13 protein-coding genes are annotated in these 17,461 nt (G+C 71.5%); 6 read left to right on the plus strand and 7 right to left on the minus strand.

Features of this window, described 5'->3' with window-relative positions; translation table 11 throughout:
* Window positions 1–21: 21 nt before the first annotated feature.
* Window positions 22–2,505: a DUF6049 family protein gene (locus tag ACWEPF_RS20905; protein ID WP_452173703.1), complete on the minus strand. Its 2,484-nt coding sequence runs from the start codon at window positions 2,503–2,505 to the stop codon at window positions 22–24.
* Window positions 2,506–2,992: 487 nt separating this feature from the next.
* Here ACWEPF_RS20905 and ACWEPF_RS20910 point away from each other — a divergent pair, with 487 nt between their 5' ends.
* Together ACWEPF_RS20910 and ACWEPF_RS20915 are read left to right on the plus strand one after the other, a co-directional pair.
* Entirely contained in the window at window positions 2,993–4,453 is a 1,461-nt protein-coding gene (locus ACWEPF_RS20910) for a CCA tRNA nucleotidyltransferase (RefSeq protein WP_452173719.1), read from the plus strand.
* Between the two features lie 214 nt (window positions 4,454–4,667).
* A complete protein-coding gene (locus tag ACWEPF_RS20915; protein ID WP_452173704.1) occupies window positions 4,668–5,351 on the plus strand; it encodes a restriction endonuclease in 684 nt (227 codons plus the stop codon).
* Here the strand turns inward: ACWEPF_RS20915 and ACWEPF_RS20920 are convergent.
* The 3 genes from ACWEPF_RS20920 to ACWEPF_RS20930 form a co-directional block, all read right to left on the minus strand.
* Window positions 5,324–6,610: an MFS transporter gene (locus tag ACWEPF_RS20920; protein WP_452173705.1), complete on the minus strand. Its 1,287-nt coding sequence runs from the start codon at window positions 6,608–6,610 to the stop codon at window positions 5,324–5,326. The genes ACWEPF_RS20915 and ACWEPF_RS20920 overlap by 28 nt on opposite strands.
* Before the next feature lie 119 nt (window positions 6,611–6,729).
* Window positions 6,730–7,812, minus strand: a complete 1,083-nt coding sequence (locus tag ACWEPF_RS20925) for an inositol-3-phosphate synthase (protein ID WP_345290514.1) — start codon at window positions 7,810–7,812, stop codon at window positions 6,730–6,732.
* 130 nt (window positions 7,813–7,942) lie between these two features.
* Window positions 7,943–8,608: a PadR family transcriptional regulator gene (locus ACWEPF_RS20930; RefSeq protein WP_345290513.1), complete on the minus strand. Its 666-nt coding sequence runs from the start codon at window positions 8,606–8,608 to the stop codon at window positions 7,943–7,945.
* A gap of 320 nt (window positions 8,609–8,928) precedes the next feature.
* Here ACWEPF_RS20930 and ACWEPF_RS20935 point away from each other — a divergent pair, with 320 nt between their 5' ends.
* Together ACWEPF_RS20935 and ACWEPF_RS20940 are read left to right on the plus strand one after the other, a co-directional pair.
* Window positions 8,929–11,586 carry a transglycosylase domain-containing protein gene (locus tag ACWEPF_RS20935; RefSeq protein ID WP_452173706.1) on the plus strand — a complete coding sequence of 886 codons (2,658 nt, stop codon included), beginning with the start codon at window positions 8,929–8,931 and terminating at the stop codon, window positions 11,584–11,586.
* Window positions 11,587–11,788: 202 nt separating this feature from the next.
* On the plus strand, window positions 11,789–13,420 hold the full coding sequence (locus ACWEPF_RS20940) for a glycosyltransferase family 87 protein (protein ID WP_452173707.1): 1,632 nt from the start codon (window positions 11,789–11,791) through the stop codon (window positions 13,418–13,420).
* Window positions 13,421–13,435: 15 nt separating this feature from the next.
* Here ACWEPF_RS20940 and ACWEPF_RS20945 read toward each other — a convergent pair whose 3' ends face one another.
* The 3 genes from ACWEPF_RS20945 to ACWEPF_RS20955 form a co-directional block, all read right to left on the minus strand.
* Window positions 13,436–14,461, minus strand: a complete 1,026-nt coding sequence (locus ACWEPF_RS20945) for an alanine racemase (RefSeq protein WP_452173708.1) — start codon at window positions 14,459–14,461, stop codon at window positions 13,436–13,438.
* Between the two features lie 32 nt (window positions 14,462–14,493).
* Complete coding sequence (locus ACWEPF_RS20950; RefSeq protein ID WP_449797526.1) at window positions 14,494–15,612, minus strand: lipid II:glycine glycyltransferase FemX; 1,119 nt, start codon at window positions 15,610–15,612, stop codon at window positions 14,494–14,496.
* Window positions 15,613–15,824: 212 nt separating this feature from the next.
* Window positions 15,825–16,127 (minus strand): hypothetical protein, encoded by a 303-nt coding sequence (locus tag ACWEPF_RS20955; protein ID WP_345290508.1) that lies wholly within the window; start codon window positions 16,125–16,127, stop codon window positions 15,825–15,827.
* Between the two features lie 282 nt (window positions 16,128–16,409).
* On the opposite strand from ACWEPF_RS20955, the gene rpsF reads away from it, so the two are divergent.
* Entirely contained in the window at window positions 16,410–16,700 is a 291-nt protein-coding gene (gene rpsF / locus ACWEPF_RS20960; protein ID WP_345290507.1) for a 30S ribosomal protein S6, read from the plus strand.
* Between the two features lie 102 nt (window positions 16,701–16,802).
* The gene (locus tag ACWEPF_RS20965; RefSeq protein ID WP_345290506.1) at window positions 16,803–17,420 is read left to right on the plus strand and encodes a single-stranded DNA-binding protein; all 618 of its coding nucleotides are present in this window, start codon (window positions 16,803–16,805) and stop codon (window positions 17,418–17,420) included.
* Window positions 17,421–17,461 lie beyond the last annotated feature (41 nt).

A 17,461-nucleotide genomic window follows, 5' to 3' on the forward strand; every position in this document is an offset into this window, starting at 1 on the left:
CGTCCGCCCGGGCGGGGCGGCTCAGTGACCCACCTTCTCATCACCGGAGGCGTGTTCCCCGGCACCTGCGCCGCTCTCCTGCGACGTGCCTCCGGCCGCCGGTCCCGTCCCGGCGGCCGCGTCGGAGGCGGTCCCGCCGGGCCCGCTGCCCGCGGTGTCCCCGGCCTCCGCGCCGTCCGTGCCGGAGGTGCCGTCCGTGTCGGAGGTGCCGTCCGTGCCGGAGGTGCCGTCCGTGCCGGACGGCGCGGTGGTCTCGTCGAGGAGGGCCTCGGGGTCCTCGTGCGGCTCGTCGGCCCGCTTGCGCCGCTGCAGGGTGAAGCGGACGGCGGCCAGCAGCATCAGGATCACGCCGCCGCCGATGACGTACAGCACGCCGGAGGTGACCGAGGTGACCTCCACGGTGAAGGACATCGGCTCGCCGTACGGGTAGCCGTTGGTGGTCTCCAGCTGGGCGGTCATCGGGACCGGCCCGTTGCTCTTGGCCCTGGCGTTGAAGCGGAGCGTGCGGCTGGTGACCGCCTCCACCACCACGGGGTCGGCGCCGCCGACGTGGACGCGGTTCGGCTGGCTGGAGGAGAGCCTGATCCGCAGGTTGCCGACCGCCTGGTTGAGGTCGTTCTTCATGCTCACCAGGACGATCCCGTTGTCACCTGCGAGGGTGACCGTGCTCTTGGGGGTGAGCTTGACCGCGCCGATCAGGCCGTCCAGGTAGTTCTGCACCCCGGCCCGGTAGGTGGAGCCGGCCGGGCCCTGGTCGCGCCACTGGGTGGACATCGAGCGGACCATCGCGGCGTTGAACGGCCCGCGCACCCGCTGCGGCTGGGTGAGGATGAAGAGCAGCTGGTCGAGCTTGCCCTGGATGCCCATCACCTGGGACAGGGTCTCCCGGGTCAGCTCGCCGGCCCGCAGGTGCTGCGGGTAGTCGCCCGGGTCCGGGACCGAGCCGTTGGCGTTGCGGTCGGCCGGGGCGGTGGCCACCGTGTCCAGCTTCACCAGCTTGGTCCAGCCGCCCTGCTGGGCGGCGCCCACCGCCTTGGCCAGGGTCTCGGCCGCGGCGCCGCTGAGGTTGCGCGGGGGCAGCACCAGCAGGGTGCGGGGGTCCGTCCGCTGGTGGTTGACCGTCACGGTCTCGGCGAGGAAGCGCTGGATCGCGGCGGACTGCGCCGCAGGGGTGCTCAGGTCCTGCTGGAACAGGGTGGAGATGGTGGCGTCGGCGACCACGGCGGTCTGCCCGTCGCCGATCGGCCGGGCCGCGTTCGGGGTGTAGTCCAGCCCGCTGTCGGAGAGCGCGGCGCCGCTGGTCAGCAGGACGTCGCCGCCCGTGGTGCGGGCCGTCGCCGCGATCTGCTGGTCCAGCTGGCCCTGGTAGGGCCAGGCCACGTTGGAGGTGACGTCCACCGAGAGCCGGCCCTCGGTGGTCACCTCACCGGCGGTGTGCGCCTTGCGCAGCGCGGTGTCCATGCCGGGCAGGCCCGAGCCCTCGTGGGCGATCGAGGCCAGGTCCGGGTCGGCGTACGGCAGCGAGACCACCTGGCTGCCGGCCGTGGCCACCGCCGCGCGCAGCAGCTTGAGCCACTCGGTGGCGGCGTCCCGACCGGTGCCGGCGACGGTGTTCTCCTCCTTCGCCGACTCCCCGGCGGTGCCCGGCTTCTGCACCCGGTAGCCCCGGGTCATCGCCAGCACGGTGTCCAGCAGGTCGGGGTCGACCACCCAGGTCAGACCGGGGAGCTCCTTGCCGGTCTGCACCATCTGGTGGAGCCGGCCGCCGGGGGCCAGCTCGGTGGCCAGCGAGTCGTCGCGCAGCACCGCGGTCTGGTCGTTCTCGGTGCCCATGGTCTGGGCGACCAGCTCCGGGGCGTGGGTGATCGGCCAGACCACCGCGACCTGGGTCGGCTGCGGCATCGGTTCGGAGTTGAAGGGGAGGAAGGTCCGGGCGATCCCCAGGGCGTGCGGGTCGTCGTCGTCCGGGGTCCTGCCCGAGGCGTCCACCGCCAGCTCCAGGACGCCGCCCTTGGTCGGCTTGAGCTCGCCGACCGGCAGGGTGACGGTGAAGGTGTGGCTCTCGCCCGGTGCCAGGTTGCCCAGGCCCTCCCGGCCGGCGGCGAGGGCGGTGCCGTCCGCGTTGATGGGGTCGGTGCGGCGGACGATCGAGTCGATGGTGCTGCGGTTGTTCACCGGCTTCGGGGTGCGCAGGCCCGCCGTGACGTCCCTGATCGGCGCGGGCCCCGCGTTGGTCACCTTTCCGGTGACCGTGACCGGAGTCTGCTGGGTGGCCACGTGGGGGGTCACCGAGTCGATCGTGACCACCGCCGGGTACTCCGCGGAGGCGGTCGGGGACAGCGCGGGCGGGCCACCGGCGGCCATGACGGGCCGGGCCGAGGCCGGCAGCGTGCCGCAGGCCAGCAGCGCGGCGGCGGTCAGCAGCCCCGACAGCGGCCGGACCCATCGGCGTCGCCGTGCCCCGCCCGCCGTGCCCTGCCCCTGGTGCCGCACCGGCTCACCCACGCGTGTCGACCTCGCCGTTCTGGATCGGAGGGCTCTGGATCGGATGACTCGATGGAACTCGATGGAACCGATCCAGACCTCGAAGGGGATCTGGAAGGGGATACCGCAGCGGCAGCCGAGGCCCGGGCCGGGATCTCACCACCGGCATGGTAACGAGGCCGGTGGCGCGCTGGTGTTGCGGGCCGGGAGCTCACGGGGCGTGACCGAACCGTCGGGCTCCGGGCCGACCGCGCGGCAGCTCCGTCCGACGGGTCGTCAGGCGCCTTCACGGGGTGGGAAGGTGGCCGTGCGGCCGGGGCCGTGGCGGGTCCGCGGCGGGTGCGCAGCGGGTCTGCGGTGCGCGTCCGGTGGCGCGGTGGACGGCCGGAGCCCGGCGCACCCCGGGTGAACCGGACGAAACCGGGCGGCGGACAGCCGGGGCGGGCACGTACCCTTGTGAGCCGTGTCCACTGCCAATGATCCCGGCGCCGAGCCCGCCCGCGCCCCGCTGTCCCGTACCGAAGCCGTCCGCGCCGCCGCTCCCGGCCTGACCGAGGCCCAGGCCCGCGGCCTGCAAGAGCTGCTCCGGGTCTCCCCGGTCGCCGACGAGATCGCCGGACGGTTCCGGGCGGCCGGGCACCGGCTGGCCCTGGTCGGCGGCTCGGTCCGGGACGCGCTGCTCGGCCGGCTCGGCAACGACCTCGACTTCACCACCGACGCCCGCCCCGAGCAGGTGCTGAAGCTGGTCAAGGGCTGGGCGGACGCGGTCTGGGACGTCGGCATCGCCTTCGGCACCGTCGGCGCCCGCAAGGACACAGCGGACGGGTCGTTCCTGATCGAGATCACCACCTACCGCAGCGAGTCCTACGACCGCACCTCGCGCAAGCCCGAGGTCAGCTACGGGGACAGCATTGAGGAGGACCTCGTCCGACGGGACTTCACCGTCAACGCGATGGCCGTCGACCTGCCCGGCCGCGGGTTCGTCGACCCGCACCACGGCCTGGACGACCTGGAGGCCCGGGCGCTGCGCACCCCCGCCACCCCCGAGGAGTCCTTCTCCGACGACCCGCTGCGGATGATGCGGGCCGCCCGGTTCGCCGCCCAGCTGGACTTCACCCCGGCGCCCGAGGTGGTCGCCGCGATGACCGCGATGGCCGAGCGGATCACCATCGTCTCCGCCGAGCGGGTCCAGGCCGAGCTCAACAAGCTGCTGCTCGCCGACCACCCCGTGAAGGGCCTGCGGCTGCTGGTCGACACCGGGCTGGCCGCGCACGTGCTGCCCGAGCTGCCCGCCCTCCAGCTGGAGAGCGACGAGCACCACCGGCACAAGGACGTCTACGAGCACTCGCTGACGGTGCTGGAGCAGGCCGTGGCCCTGGAGCAGGACGGCCCCGACCTGGTGCTGCGGCTCGCCGCGCTGCTCCACGACATCGGCAAGCCGCGCACCCGCCGCTTCGAGTCCGACGGGCGGGTCTCCTTCCACCACCACGAGGTGGTCGGCGCCAAGATGACCCGCAAGCGGATGCGGGAGCTCAAGTACTCCAAGGAGATGACCGAGGACGTCTCCCGGCTGGTCGAGCTCCACCTGCGCTTCCACGGGTACGGCGGCGGGGAGTGGACCGACTCCGCGGTGCGGCGCTACGTCACCGACGCCGGCCCGCTGCTGGAGCGCCTGCACAAGCTGACCCGCTCCGACTGCACCACCCGCAACCGCAAGAAGGCCGCCGCCCTCTCCCGGACGTACGACTCCCTGGAGGAGCGGATCGTCGTCCTGCGGGAGCAGGAGGAGCTGGACGCCGTCCGGCCCGCCCTGGACGGCAACCAGATCATGCAGCTCCTCGACCTCAAGCCCGGCCCGCAGGTCGGCCGCGCCTACAAGCACATGCTCGAACTCCGGCTGGAGAACGGCCCGATGGAGCACGACGAGGCGGTGGCCGCCCTCAAGCAGTGGTGGGCGGAGCAGGACTGACCTCCTTTCAGGAGGTCAGTGGGGGGCGTCCAGCGCGGACGCCCCCCACTGTCGTTCACCGGTGCTCGCTCCAAGATCGCCTGAACACTTGTCGCTTTAGCGGATCCGCTCGATGGTGTGCTCCAACTCGTCGGCCTTGGTGGGTGGTTGGGTGGACGTGGTGCCCTGTTGTTCGGGAGCGGGAAGGACCCGGCTTCCGGAGAGGAGCACGGCCATGGCGGTGGACGCGGTGTTGTTGGAGTCCCCGACGATGCGGGCGGTGGTCGCGGAGCGCGTCGAGGTGCTGGAGCGGGTGAAGGCGCTGGTGCTGATGCCGGACGGGGTGCACATCACGACGGAGGGTGTGGCGCGGTACTTCGGGGTCGGGGAGACGGTGATCAAGGCCGTTGTGCATGACCACCGGCAAGAGTTGGAGGACAGCGGCTACCGGACGATCACGGGTGCCCAACTGAGCTGTTTCAAGCAACTCTGTGGGATCCAGTCCCGCGCCAGGTCGCTCGCGCTGTTCAGCCGGCGGGCGGTGCTGAATGTGGCGATGCTGCTGCGGGACAGCGAAACCGCACGTCAGGTGCGGTACCACCTGCTGGACACGGAGGAGACCTACCGCCTGCGCCCTGTGGATAACTCTGTGCAGCGGCCTGTGGACAACCGGTCGCCCTACCCCGAGGGGTCGGTGGACGCGGCGGTGGCGCGGGTGGCGGGGGAGGTGGTGCGGGACGTGATCGGGACGGCGGTGGTGCCGGTGTTGAACGCGCTGGTGCTGGAGGTCGGCCGGAACAGCCGGAAGCTGGACGAGCTCGGCGGCCGGGTGGAGCGGCTGGAGCGGGTGGTGCTGGGGGCGGTACCGGGCCGGGGTGGGGTGAGGCGGCGTCAGCGGGTGCGGGCGGAGCGGCTGTAGAGGGCGGCGGTGGCGGCGTAGAGGAGGGCGGTGCCGAGCATCAGGGCGGGGGAGCGGCCGTCGAGGGGGAGGAGGGCGGCGGTGACGGCGGCGGCGGCGACGAAGGCGAGGTTGAAGAGGACGTCGTAGAGGGCGAAGACCCGGCCGCGGTAGGCGTCCTCGACGGACTCCTGGACCACGGTGTCGGCGCAGATCTTGACGGACTGGGTGACCAGGCCGAGCAGCAGGGCCGCGATCAGGCAGGGGACCAGGGCGTAGGTGAGGCCGAGGGCGGGGACGAAGACCGCGGCGGCGCCGGTGCAGCCGGTGAGCCAGCCGGCGATGCCCAAGCGGCGGGTGCACCAGGGGCTGATCAGCGCGGCGAGGAAGAAGCCGACCGCCGAGACGGCCACCGCCTGGCCGAGGGTGGCCATGCCGCCGGGGATGTCCTCGGGGGAGTTGAAGGTGTAGCGGGCGAGCATCAGCACCGTGACGACCAGGATCCCGTAGCAGAACCGGGCGGCGGTGACGGCGGCCAGTGCGTGGGTGGCGGGGCGGCAGTCCCGCACCAGGTGCCGTACGCCGTCGGCGAGTTCGCGGGTGGCCAGGGCCAGGGCGAGGTGCAGCGGGGGACGGTCGGGGTGGTGGTCGGGGCCGAGCAGGTCGGGGCTCATCCGCAGGGCGGAGAGGCCGGCGCAGAGGTAGAGCACGGCGGCCGTGGTGACCAGCAGGGCGTCGGCGCCCGCGCCGGCCGGGACGACCAGGTGGACCAGGAAGCCGAGGCCGCCGCCGCAGGTCGCGGCGACGGTGCCGAGGGTGGGGGAGAGGGCGTTGGCGGTGACCAGCTGCTCGGGGCGGACCACCCGGGGGAGCGAGGCGGAGAGCCCGGCCAGGATGAAGCGGTTGAGCGCGGTGACCAGCAGGGCGGCGAGCAGGAAGAGCCACTCGGGCGCCCGGGCCAGCAGCAGTCCGGCGGTGGCGAGGCCGAGGCCGCAGCGGGCCAGGTTGCCGAGGTAGAGCACCTGGCGCCGGCGCCAGCGGTCCAGCAGCACCCCGGCGAACGGGCCGACCACGGAGAACGGCAGCAGCAGCACCACCAGCAGCGAGGCGATGTCGGCCGGGCTGGACTGCCGCTCCGGGGAGAACACCACGTACGAGGCCAGTGAGACCTGGAAGACCCCGTCGGAGAGTTGGGAGAGCACCCGGGCGGTGAGCAGTCGCCGGAAGTCCGCACCCCGGAGCAGTGCGCTGAGCGATGTGCCGTTCCCCGTCCGATCCACCCGCCAAGGGTGCCACGGGCCCGGGCGGTGTTTCACGTGAAACATCACCCGGACATGCGAACGGGGGCCCTGACGGAACGTCAGGGCCCCCGTTCAGGGGCTCAGGAGGGGAGCCGTGGTCAGCGCTCGACCTCGCCGCGGATGAACTTCTCCACGTTCTCCTTGGCCTCGTCGTCGAAGTACTGCACCGGCGGCGACTTCATGAAGTACGAGGAGGCGGACAGGATCGGGCCGCCGATGCCCCGGTCCAGGGCGATCTTCGCGGCACGGACGGCGTCGATGATGACACCGGCCGAGTTCGGCGAGTCCCAGACCTCGAGCTTGTACTCGAGGTTCAGCGGGACGTCGCCGAAGGCGCGACCCTCGAGGCGGACGTACGCCCACTTGCGGTCGTCGAGCCAGGCGACGTAGTCCGACGGGCCGATGTGGACGTTCTTGGCGCCCAGCTCGCGGTCGCGGATCTGCGAGGTGACGGCCTGGGTCTTGGAGATCTTCTTGGACTCCAGGCGCTCGCGCTCGAGCATGTTCTTGAAGTCCATGTTGCCGCCGACGTTCAGCTGCATGGTGCGCTCGAGGATGACACCGCGGTCCTCGAACAGCTTGGCCATCACGCGGTGCGTGATGGTCGCGCCGACCTGGGACTTGATGTCGTCACCGACGATCGGCACGCCGGCCTCGGTGAACTTGTCCGCCCACTCCTTGGTGCCGGCGATGAACACCGGGAGGGCGTTCACGAAGGCGACCTTGGCGTCGATGGCGGCCTGGGCGTAGAACTTGGCGGCCTTCTCCGAGCCGACCGGCAGGTAGCAGACCAGGACGTCGACCTGGGCGTCCTTCAGGGCCTGGACGACGTCGACCGGAGCGGCGTCCGACTCCTCGATGGTCTCCAGGTAGTACTTGCCGAGGCCGTCCAGGGTGTGGCCGCGCTGCACGGTGACGCCGGTCGGCGGCACGTCGCAGATCTTGATGGTGTTGTTCTCGCTGGCGCCGATGGCGTCGGAGAGGTCGAAGCCGACCTTCTTGGCGTCGACGTCGAACGCGGCGACGAACTCCACGTCACGGACGTGGTAGTCGCCGAACTGCACGTGCATCAGCCCGGGGACCTTGCCGGCGGGGTCGGCGTCCTTGTAGTACTCGACACCCTGAACCAGCGACGCGGCACAGTTGCCGACGCCCACGATGGCTACGCGAACCGAACCCATTCCGGTTGCTCCCTACTGATCTCATGAGGACGGCCCGATCGGGCCGCCTCGCTCAACTTCTCTTCTCTGGCGGGCGCGACGCGCCCAGTCCCGCCGCACACGCTCCGGGCGCGGCGGGTTCGGCGCTCCGTCAGGAACGCCCCGGGCGGTCGTGCGGTGGCCCCGGCGGGTCCGAGGACCCGGCCTCCTGGCCACGGCCGTCCGAAGTCTTCTCGTTCGGGCCGGGGCTGCGCCCGGCCCGGTTGGCCCGCTCGGTCTCGATCAGCTCGTTCAGCCAGCGGACCTCGCGCTCCACCGACTCGAGCCCGTGCCGCTGCAGTTCGAGGGTGTAGTCGTCGAACCGTTCGCGGGTGCGGGCGATCGAGCTGCGCATCCGCTCCAGCCGCTCCTCCAGCCGGCTCCGTCGCCCCTCCAGCACGCGCATCCGGACGGCCTTGTCGGTCTGTCCGAAGAACGCGAAGTGCACGCCGAAGTGCTCGTCCTCCCAGGCGTCCGGCCCGGAGTCGGCGAGCAGCTCCTCGAAGCGCTGCTTGCCCTCGGGGGAGAGCCGGTAGGTGATCTTCGAGCGCTTGCCGTTGAGCGCGGTGGCCGGGACGTACTCGGCCTCCGGGTTGTCCTCCACCAGGAAGCCCTGGGCCACCAGGCTCTTCAGGCAGGGGTAGAGCGTGCCGTAGGAGAAGGCGCGGAACGAGCCGAGCAGGACGTTGAGCCGCTTGCGGAGCTCGTAGCCGTGCATCGGGGCGTCGTGCAGCAGGCCGAGGACGGCGAACTCCAGCACTCCCGAGCGCCTGCTCACTGTGTCCCCCGCCTCCTTCCACCCGTGCGCTTATGTCGTGCCGATGTATCGGCTCGATATATCGAGAACAGTAAACCTGGGTCACGGAACGAGCAAGAGCGACTCGGGTGAACGAGGTCACAGGATTTCGCCGGTCCGTGCTGAGCATCCGTCAAGGGCCGTTCGGGGCCAGGTTGGCAACGGGCATGTAATGATCTGGCGGCGTTATGCGCAGCTTGTCATCTGATGCCCGATTAGGTGCGTTTTTCGGATGCGTACTCTGTCGCGTGTGCACGGGCTCTCTGTACGCCTGCGCACGAGGACCGAGGAGTGGCTGGAAGATGAGCGAACGACGCCGAAGGTCGCCGAACCCGGACGGTGGTCAGGGGCCGCAGGGGAACCCGGCCGACGGCGGCCGTCCGTACGCGTACGGGTCCCCGCCCGAGGGCGCGCCGGTCTACGGCGGCGACCGCGCGGGCGCCGGCCCCCGTGCCGCGGGCCCCCGGGCCGGTGCGGCCAGGGCCACCGCCCAGCAGCCCCGTCTGACCAGGGCGGAGATGCGCAGGCAGGCCCAGAAGGGCGGGGCCAAGGGTGGCGCCGAGTCCGGCCCCGGCCGGGGCGCCAAGGGCGGCGGGCCCGGGAAGCCCGGCAAGAAGCGCTTCATCGACTACCCGCGGTTCGGCAAGACCGGCGTGCGGCGCTGGATCCCGTCCTGGAAGCAGCAGCTGACGGTCTTCCTGCTGTTCGTCGGCAGCGGCGTCGCGGTGGTCGGCGCGGCCTACGCGCTCACCCCGGTGCCCGACCTGAACGCGGCCGTGGACCGCCAGAACAACATCTACTACTGGGCCGACGGCTCCGAGATGACCCGCCAGGGCGACACCAACCGCCAGGTGGTCGGGCTCGCCGACATCAGCAAGGACCTGCAGAACGCGGCCATCTCGATCGAGAACGCCAGCTTCTGGAACGACACCGGCATCGACCCCAAGGGCATCGCCCGCGCCGTGTACAACATGGCCACCGGCGGCGAGACCCAGGGCGGTTCGACCATCACCCAGCAGTACGTGAAGAACGCGTACCTGAGCCAGGACCAGACCCTGAGCCGCAAGGCCAAGGAGCTGATCATCACGCTCAAGGTGAACCAGGACAAGGGCAAGGAGGAGATCCTCACCGGATACCTCAACACCAGCTGGTTCGGCCGCGGCGCCACCGGCGCGCAGGCCGCCGCCCAGGCGTACTACGGGGTGGACGCCAAGAACCTGAACCTCTGTCAGAGCGCCATGCTGGCCGGTCTGCTCAAGGGCGCCTCGTACTACGACCCCTCGATCAAGGCCAACCACGACCGCGCGGTCTCCCGGTGGAACGAGGTGCTGGACCGCATGGTGGTCACCGGCGCCATCACCAAGGAGAAGCGGGCGGGCTGCACCGAGTTCCCCGAGCCGCAGCCCAAGAAGATCTCGGCCAGCATGAACGGCCAGGTCAGCTACATGGTCGAGCTGGCCAACAAGTACCTGATGGCCAAGGACAAGAACATCACCGAGGCCGCGCTCGGCCGGGGCGGCTACCAGATCTACACCACCTTCCAGAAGGACAAGGTCGACGCCCTGAAGAAGGCCGTGGACGACTTCCGGACCGAGACCCTGGACGAGAACAAGCGCCCCGACACCGACAGGTTCGTGCAGGTCGGCGCCGCCTCCGTGGTGCCCAACGACGGCGCCATCATCGCGATCTACGGCGGTGACGGGGTCGAGAAGGGCCACCACACCGACAACGCCGACACCTTCGGCGTGCCGGTCGGCTCGACCTTCAAGCCCTTCGTGCTGGCCGCCGCCATGCAGGACGGCGTGCAGACCGAGACCGGCCCCGACGGCAAGCCGAAGCGGATCAACGCCGACAGCCGCTACCTGGCCGACGACAAGTCGGAGATCCGCGGCCTGAACGGCCAGCCGGTGCTGGAGGACGGCAAGCCCTACCGGCAGAAGAACAGCGGCAGCAGCAAGCCCGGCTACGTGACCCTGCGCAAGGCCATGGAGCAGTCCTACAACGTGCCCTTCGTCCAGCTCGGCCAGGACGTCGGCACCAAGAAGGTCGGCGAGCTGGTCGAGCAGATGGGTCTGCGCAAGGAGAGCCTCGCCGACTCCTCCACCACCACCTTCCCGCTCGGCACCTCCACCCCGAGCGCGATCCGGATGGCCTCGGCCTACGGGGTGTTCGCGGCCCGCGGCATGCAGACCGACCCGTACTCGGTGAGCAAGGTGGTGCACCAGGGCGCCGAGCAGAAGCAGTTCACCCGGGCGGCCCCGAAGCAGGTGCTGGAGCAGCCGGTGGCCGACAACGTCACCGACGTGCTGGTGAACGTCGCCAAGAACGGCACCGGCAGCAAGACCAACGCGCTGAACCGGCCGATCGCCGGCAAGACCGGCACCACCGACGGCGGCAAGTCGGCCTGGTGGGTCGGCTACACGCCCTCCCTGGTCACCTCGGTCGGCATGTGGCGCGAGGAGCCGGGCAAGCCCGGTCTGCTCACCCTGAACGGGACCGCCAAGAAGGACGAGGTCCACGGTGGTGACTTCCCGACCGACATCTTCACCCGCTACATGAAGACGATCCTGAACGGCCAGCCGAAGGAGACCTTCCCCAAGCCGGAGGAGATCGGCGAGCAGGTGGACTCCTCGGGCGCCCCGTCCACGGCCAGCCCGTCGGCCAGCGCGACCGAGACCGCCCCGGTGGTTCCGCCGACCACGATCGCCCCGACCGTGCCGGACACCACCAACTCCCCGACCGGACCGGCCACCACGAGGCCGAGCGAGTCCCCGACCGGCACCGACGAGCCCTGCCTGGTCCCGGCGCTCTGCCCCACCGGCGGCCCCTCGTCGAGCGGCAAGCCGAGCGGCAAGCCCACCGGACGGCCGAGCCCCGGCGGTCCGAGCTCCAGCGGGAGCCCGTCCGGCGGCGCGAGCGGTCCGGCCGGCGGCAACAACGCGGTCGCCCCGCAGGGCTGACGGAACGTCGGCCCGACCCGCACCACCCGGTGGCGGTCCTCCTCGGAGGGCCGCCACCGGCGCGTTCCGGCCGCGTTCCGCTCGGGCGCGGGGGCTCGGCCGGGCCCCGAGGGGGGCATTCCGGGCGCCCGCCGGCCCGCGGCCGAAACCCGTGGGCGGGGGCACCTGCTGTGGAGTGGACCAGTGCGGCATCATGTCCGCCATGACGTCGAGCGCACGTGACGAGAACGGCAGCAGCACGGCCACCGTCCCGGACCCGGAGGCCGCCCCGGGGCCGCCGCCGAACACCGTGGTCGTCCCCGCGGACGAGGACCCGGTGGCCGCTGCGGGCAGCGAGCTGTTCGGCGGCCCGCCCGGCCGCCGCGCCCTGCTCGGCGTCAACTGGTGGGTCCCCGCCCGCTTCCTGGCCCTGCTGGTGATCGTCACCTGCGTGCTGGGCATGGCGCAGAAGCTGCCCTGCTACGACGGCGGCTGGTTCCGCGGCGCCACCACCCAGTACACCCACGCCTGTTACAGCGACATCCCGCACCTGTACACCTGGCGCGGCTTCGCGGCCGGGCTGACGCCGTACGTGGACATGCTGCCGCAGCCGAGCGCGGACATGCAGTACCTCGAGTACCCGGTGCTGACCGGCCTGTTCATGCAGGTGGCGGCCTGGCTCACGCCGGGCACCGGGGACACCGAGACCCAGGAGCAGTGGTTCTGGCTGATCAACGCCGGGATGCTGACGGCCTGTGCGGTGGTCACCGTGGTGGCGCTCACCCGGGCGCACCGCCGCCGCCCCTGGGACGCCCTGCTGTTCGCCCTGGCCCCCGCACTGGCGCTCAACCTCACCATCAACTGGGACCTGCTGGCGGTCGCCTTCTGCGCCGTCTCGATGGCCTTCTGGGCCGGCCGCCGCCCGGCCTGGGCCGGCGCCTTCATCGGCCTGGCCACCGCGGCCAAGCTCTACCCCTTCCTGCTGCTCGGCCCGCTGCTGGTGCTCTGCTGGCGGGCCGGCAGGTGGCGCGCCTTCTGGCAGGCGGTCGGCGGCGCGGCCGGCGCCTGGCTGCTCGTCAACCTCCCGGTGATGGTGGCCAACTTCAAGGGCTGGGCCACCTTCTACACCTTCAGCCAGACCCGCAAGGAGGACTTCGGCTCCTTCTGGCTGATCCTGATGCAGGACCGCGGCGAGCAGCTGGAGACCCTCAACACCTGGATCGCCGGCCTGCTGATCGCCGCCTGCCTGGGCATCTGCTGGCTGGCGCTCTCCGCGCCGCGCCGCCCGCGCTTCGCCCAGCTGGCGTTCCTGATCGTGGCCGCGTTCATCCTGACCAACAAGGTCTACTCGCCGCAGTACGTGCTCTGGCTGATCCCGCTCGCCGCGCTGGCCCGCCCGCGCTGGCGGGACTTCCTGATCTGGCAGGCCTGCGAGGTGCTGTACTTCCTCGGCGTCTGGTCCTACCTGGCTTTCACCGGCGACTCCAAGCAGCACGGCATCAACCAGGACTGGTACCACCTGGCGATCGTGCTCCACCTGCTCGGCACGCTCTACCTGTGCTGGATGGTGGTCCGCGACGTCCTGCGCCCCGAGCTCGACCCGGTCCGCTGGGACGGCAGCGACGACCCCTCGGGCGGTGTGCTCGACGAGGCCCCGGACGTCTTCGTGCTCGGCGCCGCCCGCCGCCTGCGCGAGGACCGCAGCTACGCGGACTACGCCCTGCCCGAGCAGACCGACTGGCTGCCCGAGCGCTTCGAGCCCGGCCACACGGTGGGCGAGCCGGACCCGGACCCGGACCCGGCGGCGGCTGCGGCTCCGGCCGAGGAGCTCCGCAACGGCAAGGAGCAGTCCTAGGGGCTGTCTCCTTCCCTAGGCGTCCACCACCCGGTCGAAGTGGGTGGTGGTGTGACGGGTGTTCAGCTCCAGCTCGTCGCCGATCGCCGGGGGCTTGGCGCCGCCGCCGGGCAGGAAGAGGATGCTCACCTGCATGTGCGGCGGCTCGGCGAACCAGAGCTGGCGCCCGTCCCAGGCGTAGGGCGAGAGCGTCCGGTTGACGGTCGCCAGGCCCGCCCGGGCCAGGCCCTTGGCCCGGGGGAGCATGCCGTGCACGTACTTGGGCGCCTCCAGGCCGACCCCGTGCGCGGTGCCGCCGGAGACCACCAGCAGGTGGCCGTCGGAGGGCGCGCGGTGCTGCCGGTAGCCGTACCGGTCGCCCTTGGCCACCGGGGTGACGTCCATGACGGTGGCCAGGGCGGTGAGCGCGCCGACGTCGCCGAGCCAGAGCCGGGTGCCGATCCGGGAGCGGAACTCGGTGTCCGGGTACCGCCGGGCCAGCCGGGCGAGGTCGGCCGAGCCGAGGTGGCTGAGGAAGAACCGGTCGGTGGGCAGCCCGGCGGCGGCCACCGCCGTCACCCAGTCCGCCACCTCGGCCACCGGGTCGGAGCCGTCGGGCCGGTCCAGCGGCAGGTGCAGGGCGAAGCCCTCCAGCCGCAGGCCGTCCACCGGGAGCCGGGCCAGGTCGGCGGTGGAGACGCCGTGCCGCCGCATCGAGGTCATGCACTCGACCACGGCCCGGCTGCCCGGCGGCAGCGCGCGGGCCGCCTCCAGGTGGGCGACGGTGCGGATGACCCCGGCGGGCAGCGGCTCCTCGCCGGGCCGGTACGGGGTGAGCACCAGCAGCTCGCCGTCGAAGGCGCCGGCCAGGGCCCGGGCCTCGTCGGCGGTGCCGACCGCGAGCAGCCCGGTGCCCAGGCGGTTCGCCTCCTCGGCCAGCCGGAGGTTGCCGAGGCCGTAGCCGTTGCCCTTGGCCACCGGCACCAGTCCGGGGAACTCGGCCAGGACGGACCGCTGGTGGGCCCGCCACCGGGCGGTGTCCAGCTGGAGCGAGAGGGTCATCGGAACGTTCTCCCCGGGGTGGTGAGGATGGGTCAGCGGCGCGACATGTAGAGGTCGAGCGCCTTGTGCAGCAGCTTGTTGAGCGGGAAGTCCCACTCGCCGACGTACTCGGCGGCCTGGCCGCCGGTGCCGACCTTGAACTGGATCAGCCCGAACAGGTGGTCCTCCTCGTCCAGGGTGTCGCTGATCCCGCGCAGGTCGTAGACGCTCGCGCCGAGCGCGTAGGAGTCGCGCATCATCCGCCACTGGACGGCGTTGGACGGCTTGACCTCGCGCTTGTGGTTGGCGGAGGCGCCGTAGGAGTACCAGACGTGCTCACCGACCGTCAGCATCGTGGTGGCGGCCAGCGGTTCGCCCTCGTGGTAGGCGAGGTAGAGCCGCATCCGGTTGGGGTCCTCGGTGGTGAGGGCGGTCCACATCCGCTGGAAGTAGGAGAGCGGGCGCGGGGTGAAGTGGTCCCGCTCGGCGGTCACCACGTAGAGCCGGTGGAAGACCGCGAGGTCCTCGTAGCCGCCCTGGACCACCTCGACGCCGCTCTTCTCGGCCTTCTTGATGTTGCGCCGCCAGAGCTGGTTGAAGCCCTTCTGGACGTCGTCCAGCGAGCGGTCGGCCAGCGGCACCTGGAACACGTAGCGCGGCTGCACGTCGCCGAAGCCGGCCCCGCCGTCCTCGCCCTGCAGCCAGCCGGACTTCCGCAGCCGGTCGGCCAGCTCGAAGGCGCGCGGCTCGTACCAGTCGGGCTCCAGGTCGCGCAGGCGCTTGGCGCTCTTGCCGGCGATCGCCTCCTTGATGCTGGGCGCGTTCCACCGGCGGATCACCACCGGCGGCCCCATCTTCACCGAGAACGCGCCCTGCGCCTTGAGGTGCGCCAGCATCGGGTCCAGCCAGCGGTCCAGGTCCCGGTCGAACCAGTCGATCACCGGGCCCTCCGGGAGGTAGGCCAGGTAGCGCTTGAGCTTGGGCAGCTGCCGGTAGAGCACCAGCCCGGCGCCGACCAGCTGGTCGGAGGCGTCGAACCAGCCGATGCTCTCGGTGCGCCACTCGCTCTTGACGTCCCCCCAGGACGGAACCTGCATGTGACTGGCGGAGGGGCGGGCCCGGACGAAGGCCAGGTGTTCCTCGCGGGTGATCGTCCTCAGACGCAGGCTCATGCTGGGGTGTTCCTCCTAGGTCGGGCCGGTCCAGGGTGACCCTATCGCCCGAATGGTCCGTTTCGGGCGCAGTGCTCCGGGCCGGTCGGGCGGCCGGGGGCGGGCGGGGTCGGGCAGCGGGACGCCCCCCTCGCGGTGTGTACGCGGGGAGGGCGTCGGAGGTTACGCGGTCGGACCGGACGGATCGTGCCGGACCAGCGCGCGGGGGCCGGTCACGCGCCCCAGAGTCCGCCGTGGGCGACGCCGAGGTAGAAGCCGACCGCCGCGGCGACGATCGAGATCATCAGGACGAAGCGCTCGGCCGTGGTGACCGAGACGAACTGCCCCCAGAGGCCGACCACGATGCCGAACAGGCCGGTCCAGGAGCTGATCAGGTGCAGGTTGTGGAAGAACGCCGTCGTGAAGGCCACCAGGCCCAGGACGGCTGCCACCCCGACCAGCGCGTTCTCCTTGGGGTGTGCGTGGCCGTCGGTGTTGAGGGTGAACGGCGGCGTGCGGCGCACGGTCTGTGCCATGGGGCCCACCTCCCGGGTGAAGAGCCGTTCTGTCCAGATTGCGGCGATTGGGTGGTGGATCACAACCCCTATGCATTTTGTTCGGCCGTCCGGGTGCGGGTAGGCTGTGCGGTCTGCACTGGTGTACTTGTGCCCCCGTCTGCCCTTCACCGGGCCGGGGGCGGATGTCAGTGCCGAGGACTAGCGTCCTCGGTGCGTCGTCCGGACACCGGTGCCGACGCTGCACAACCCTCCTGCCACGGAGAGACCGTGGCCGTTGAGTCCAAAGGAGGTGGGTTACCCATGCGTCACTACGAGCTGATGCTCATCCTCGACCCGTCGGTCGAGGAGCGCGCCGTCGCCCCGCTGATCGAGTCGTTCCTGAACGTCGTCCGCAACGGCGGCGGCAAGGTCGAGAAGATCGACACCTGGGGTCGTCGCCGCCTGGCGTACGAGATCAACAAGCAGTCCGAGGGCATCTACTCGGTCATCGACCTGAAGGCCACGCCCGAGGTCGTCAAGGAGCTCGACCGCCAGCTCAGCCTGAGCGAGTCGGTTCTGCGGACCAAGGTCCTGCGCCCGGACACCCACTGAACCACGGCCTGACGCCCTAGGCGTCGGGAGGGTTCACGCCCGCTGTTTCACGTGAAACAGCGGACGAGCACCGCAGAACTTCTTTCCGAGAGGTCACCATCCATGGCAGGCGAGACCGTCATCACCCTCGTCGGCAATCTCGTCGACGACCCCGAGCTGCGCTTCACCCCGTCGGGTGCGGCGGTCGCGAAGTTCCGTATCGCGTCCACTCCGCGCACCTTCGACCGCCAGACCAACGAGTGGAAGGACGGCGAGAGCCTCTTCCTCACGTGCAACGTCTGGCGTCAGCCGGCGGAGAACGTGGCCGAGTCGCTGCAGCGCGGCATGCGCGTCATCGTGCAGGGCCGACTGCGCCAGCGGTCTTACGAGACCAAGGAAGGCGAGAAGCGGACGGTCTTCGAGGTCGAGGTCGACGAGGTCGGCCCGAGCCTGCGTTCGGCGACCGCCAAGGTCACCCGCGCCAACCGCTCCGGCGGTCCCGGCGGCGGCGGTGGCTACGGCGGCGGCGGTCAGCAGGGTGGCGGTGGCCAGGGCGGTTCCTGGGGCGGCGGTGGCGGCCAGCAGGGCGGCGGCAACTGGGGTGGCAACTCCGGTGGCGGCCAGTCCGGCCCGTCCGACGACCCGTGGGCGTCCAGCGCTCCGTCCTCTGGTGGCAACCAGGGCGGCGGCGGCTGGGGTGCCCCGGCCGGTGGCGGCTACTCGGAAGAGCCCCCGTTCTAACAGCGGTGCGTGCCGGGCCCTCGGAAGCCCGGCGATGCTGA

The organism is Kitasatospora sp. NPDC004289, from assembly GCF_053602875.1.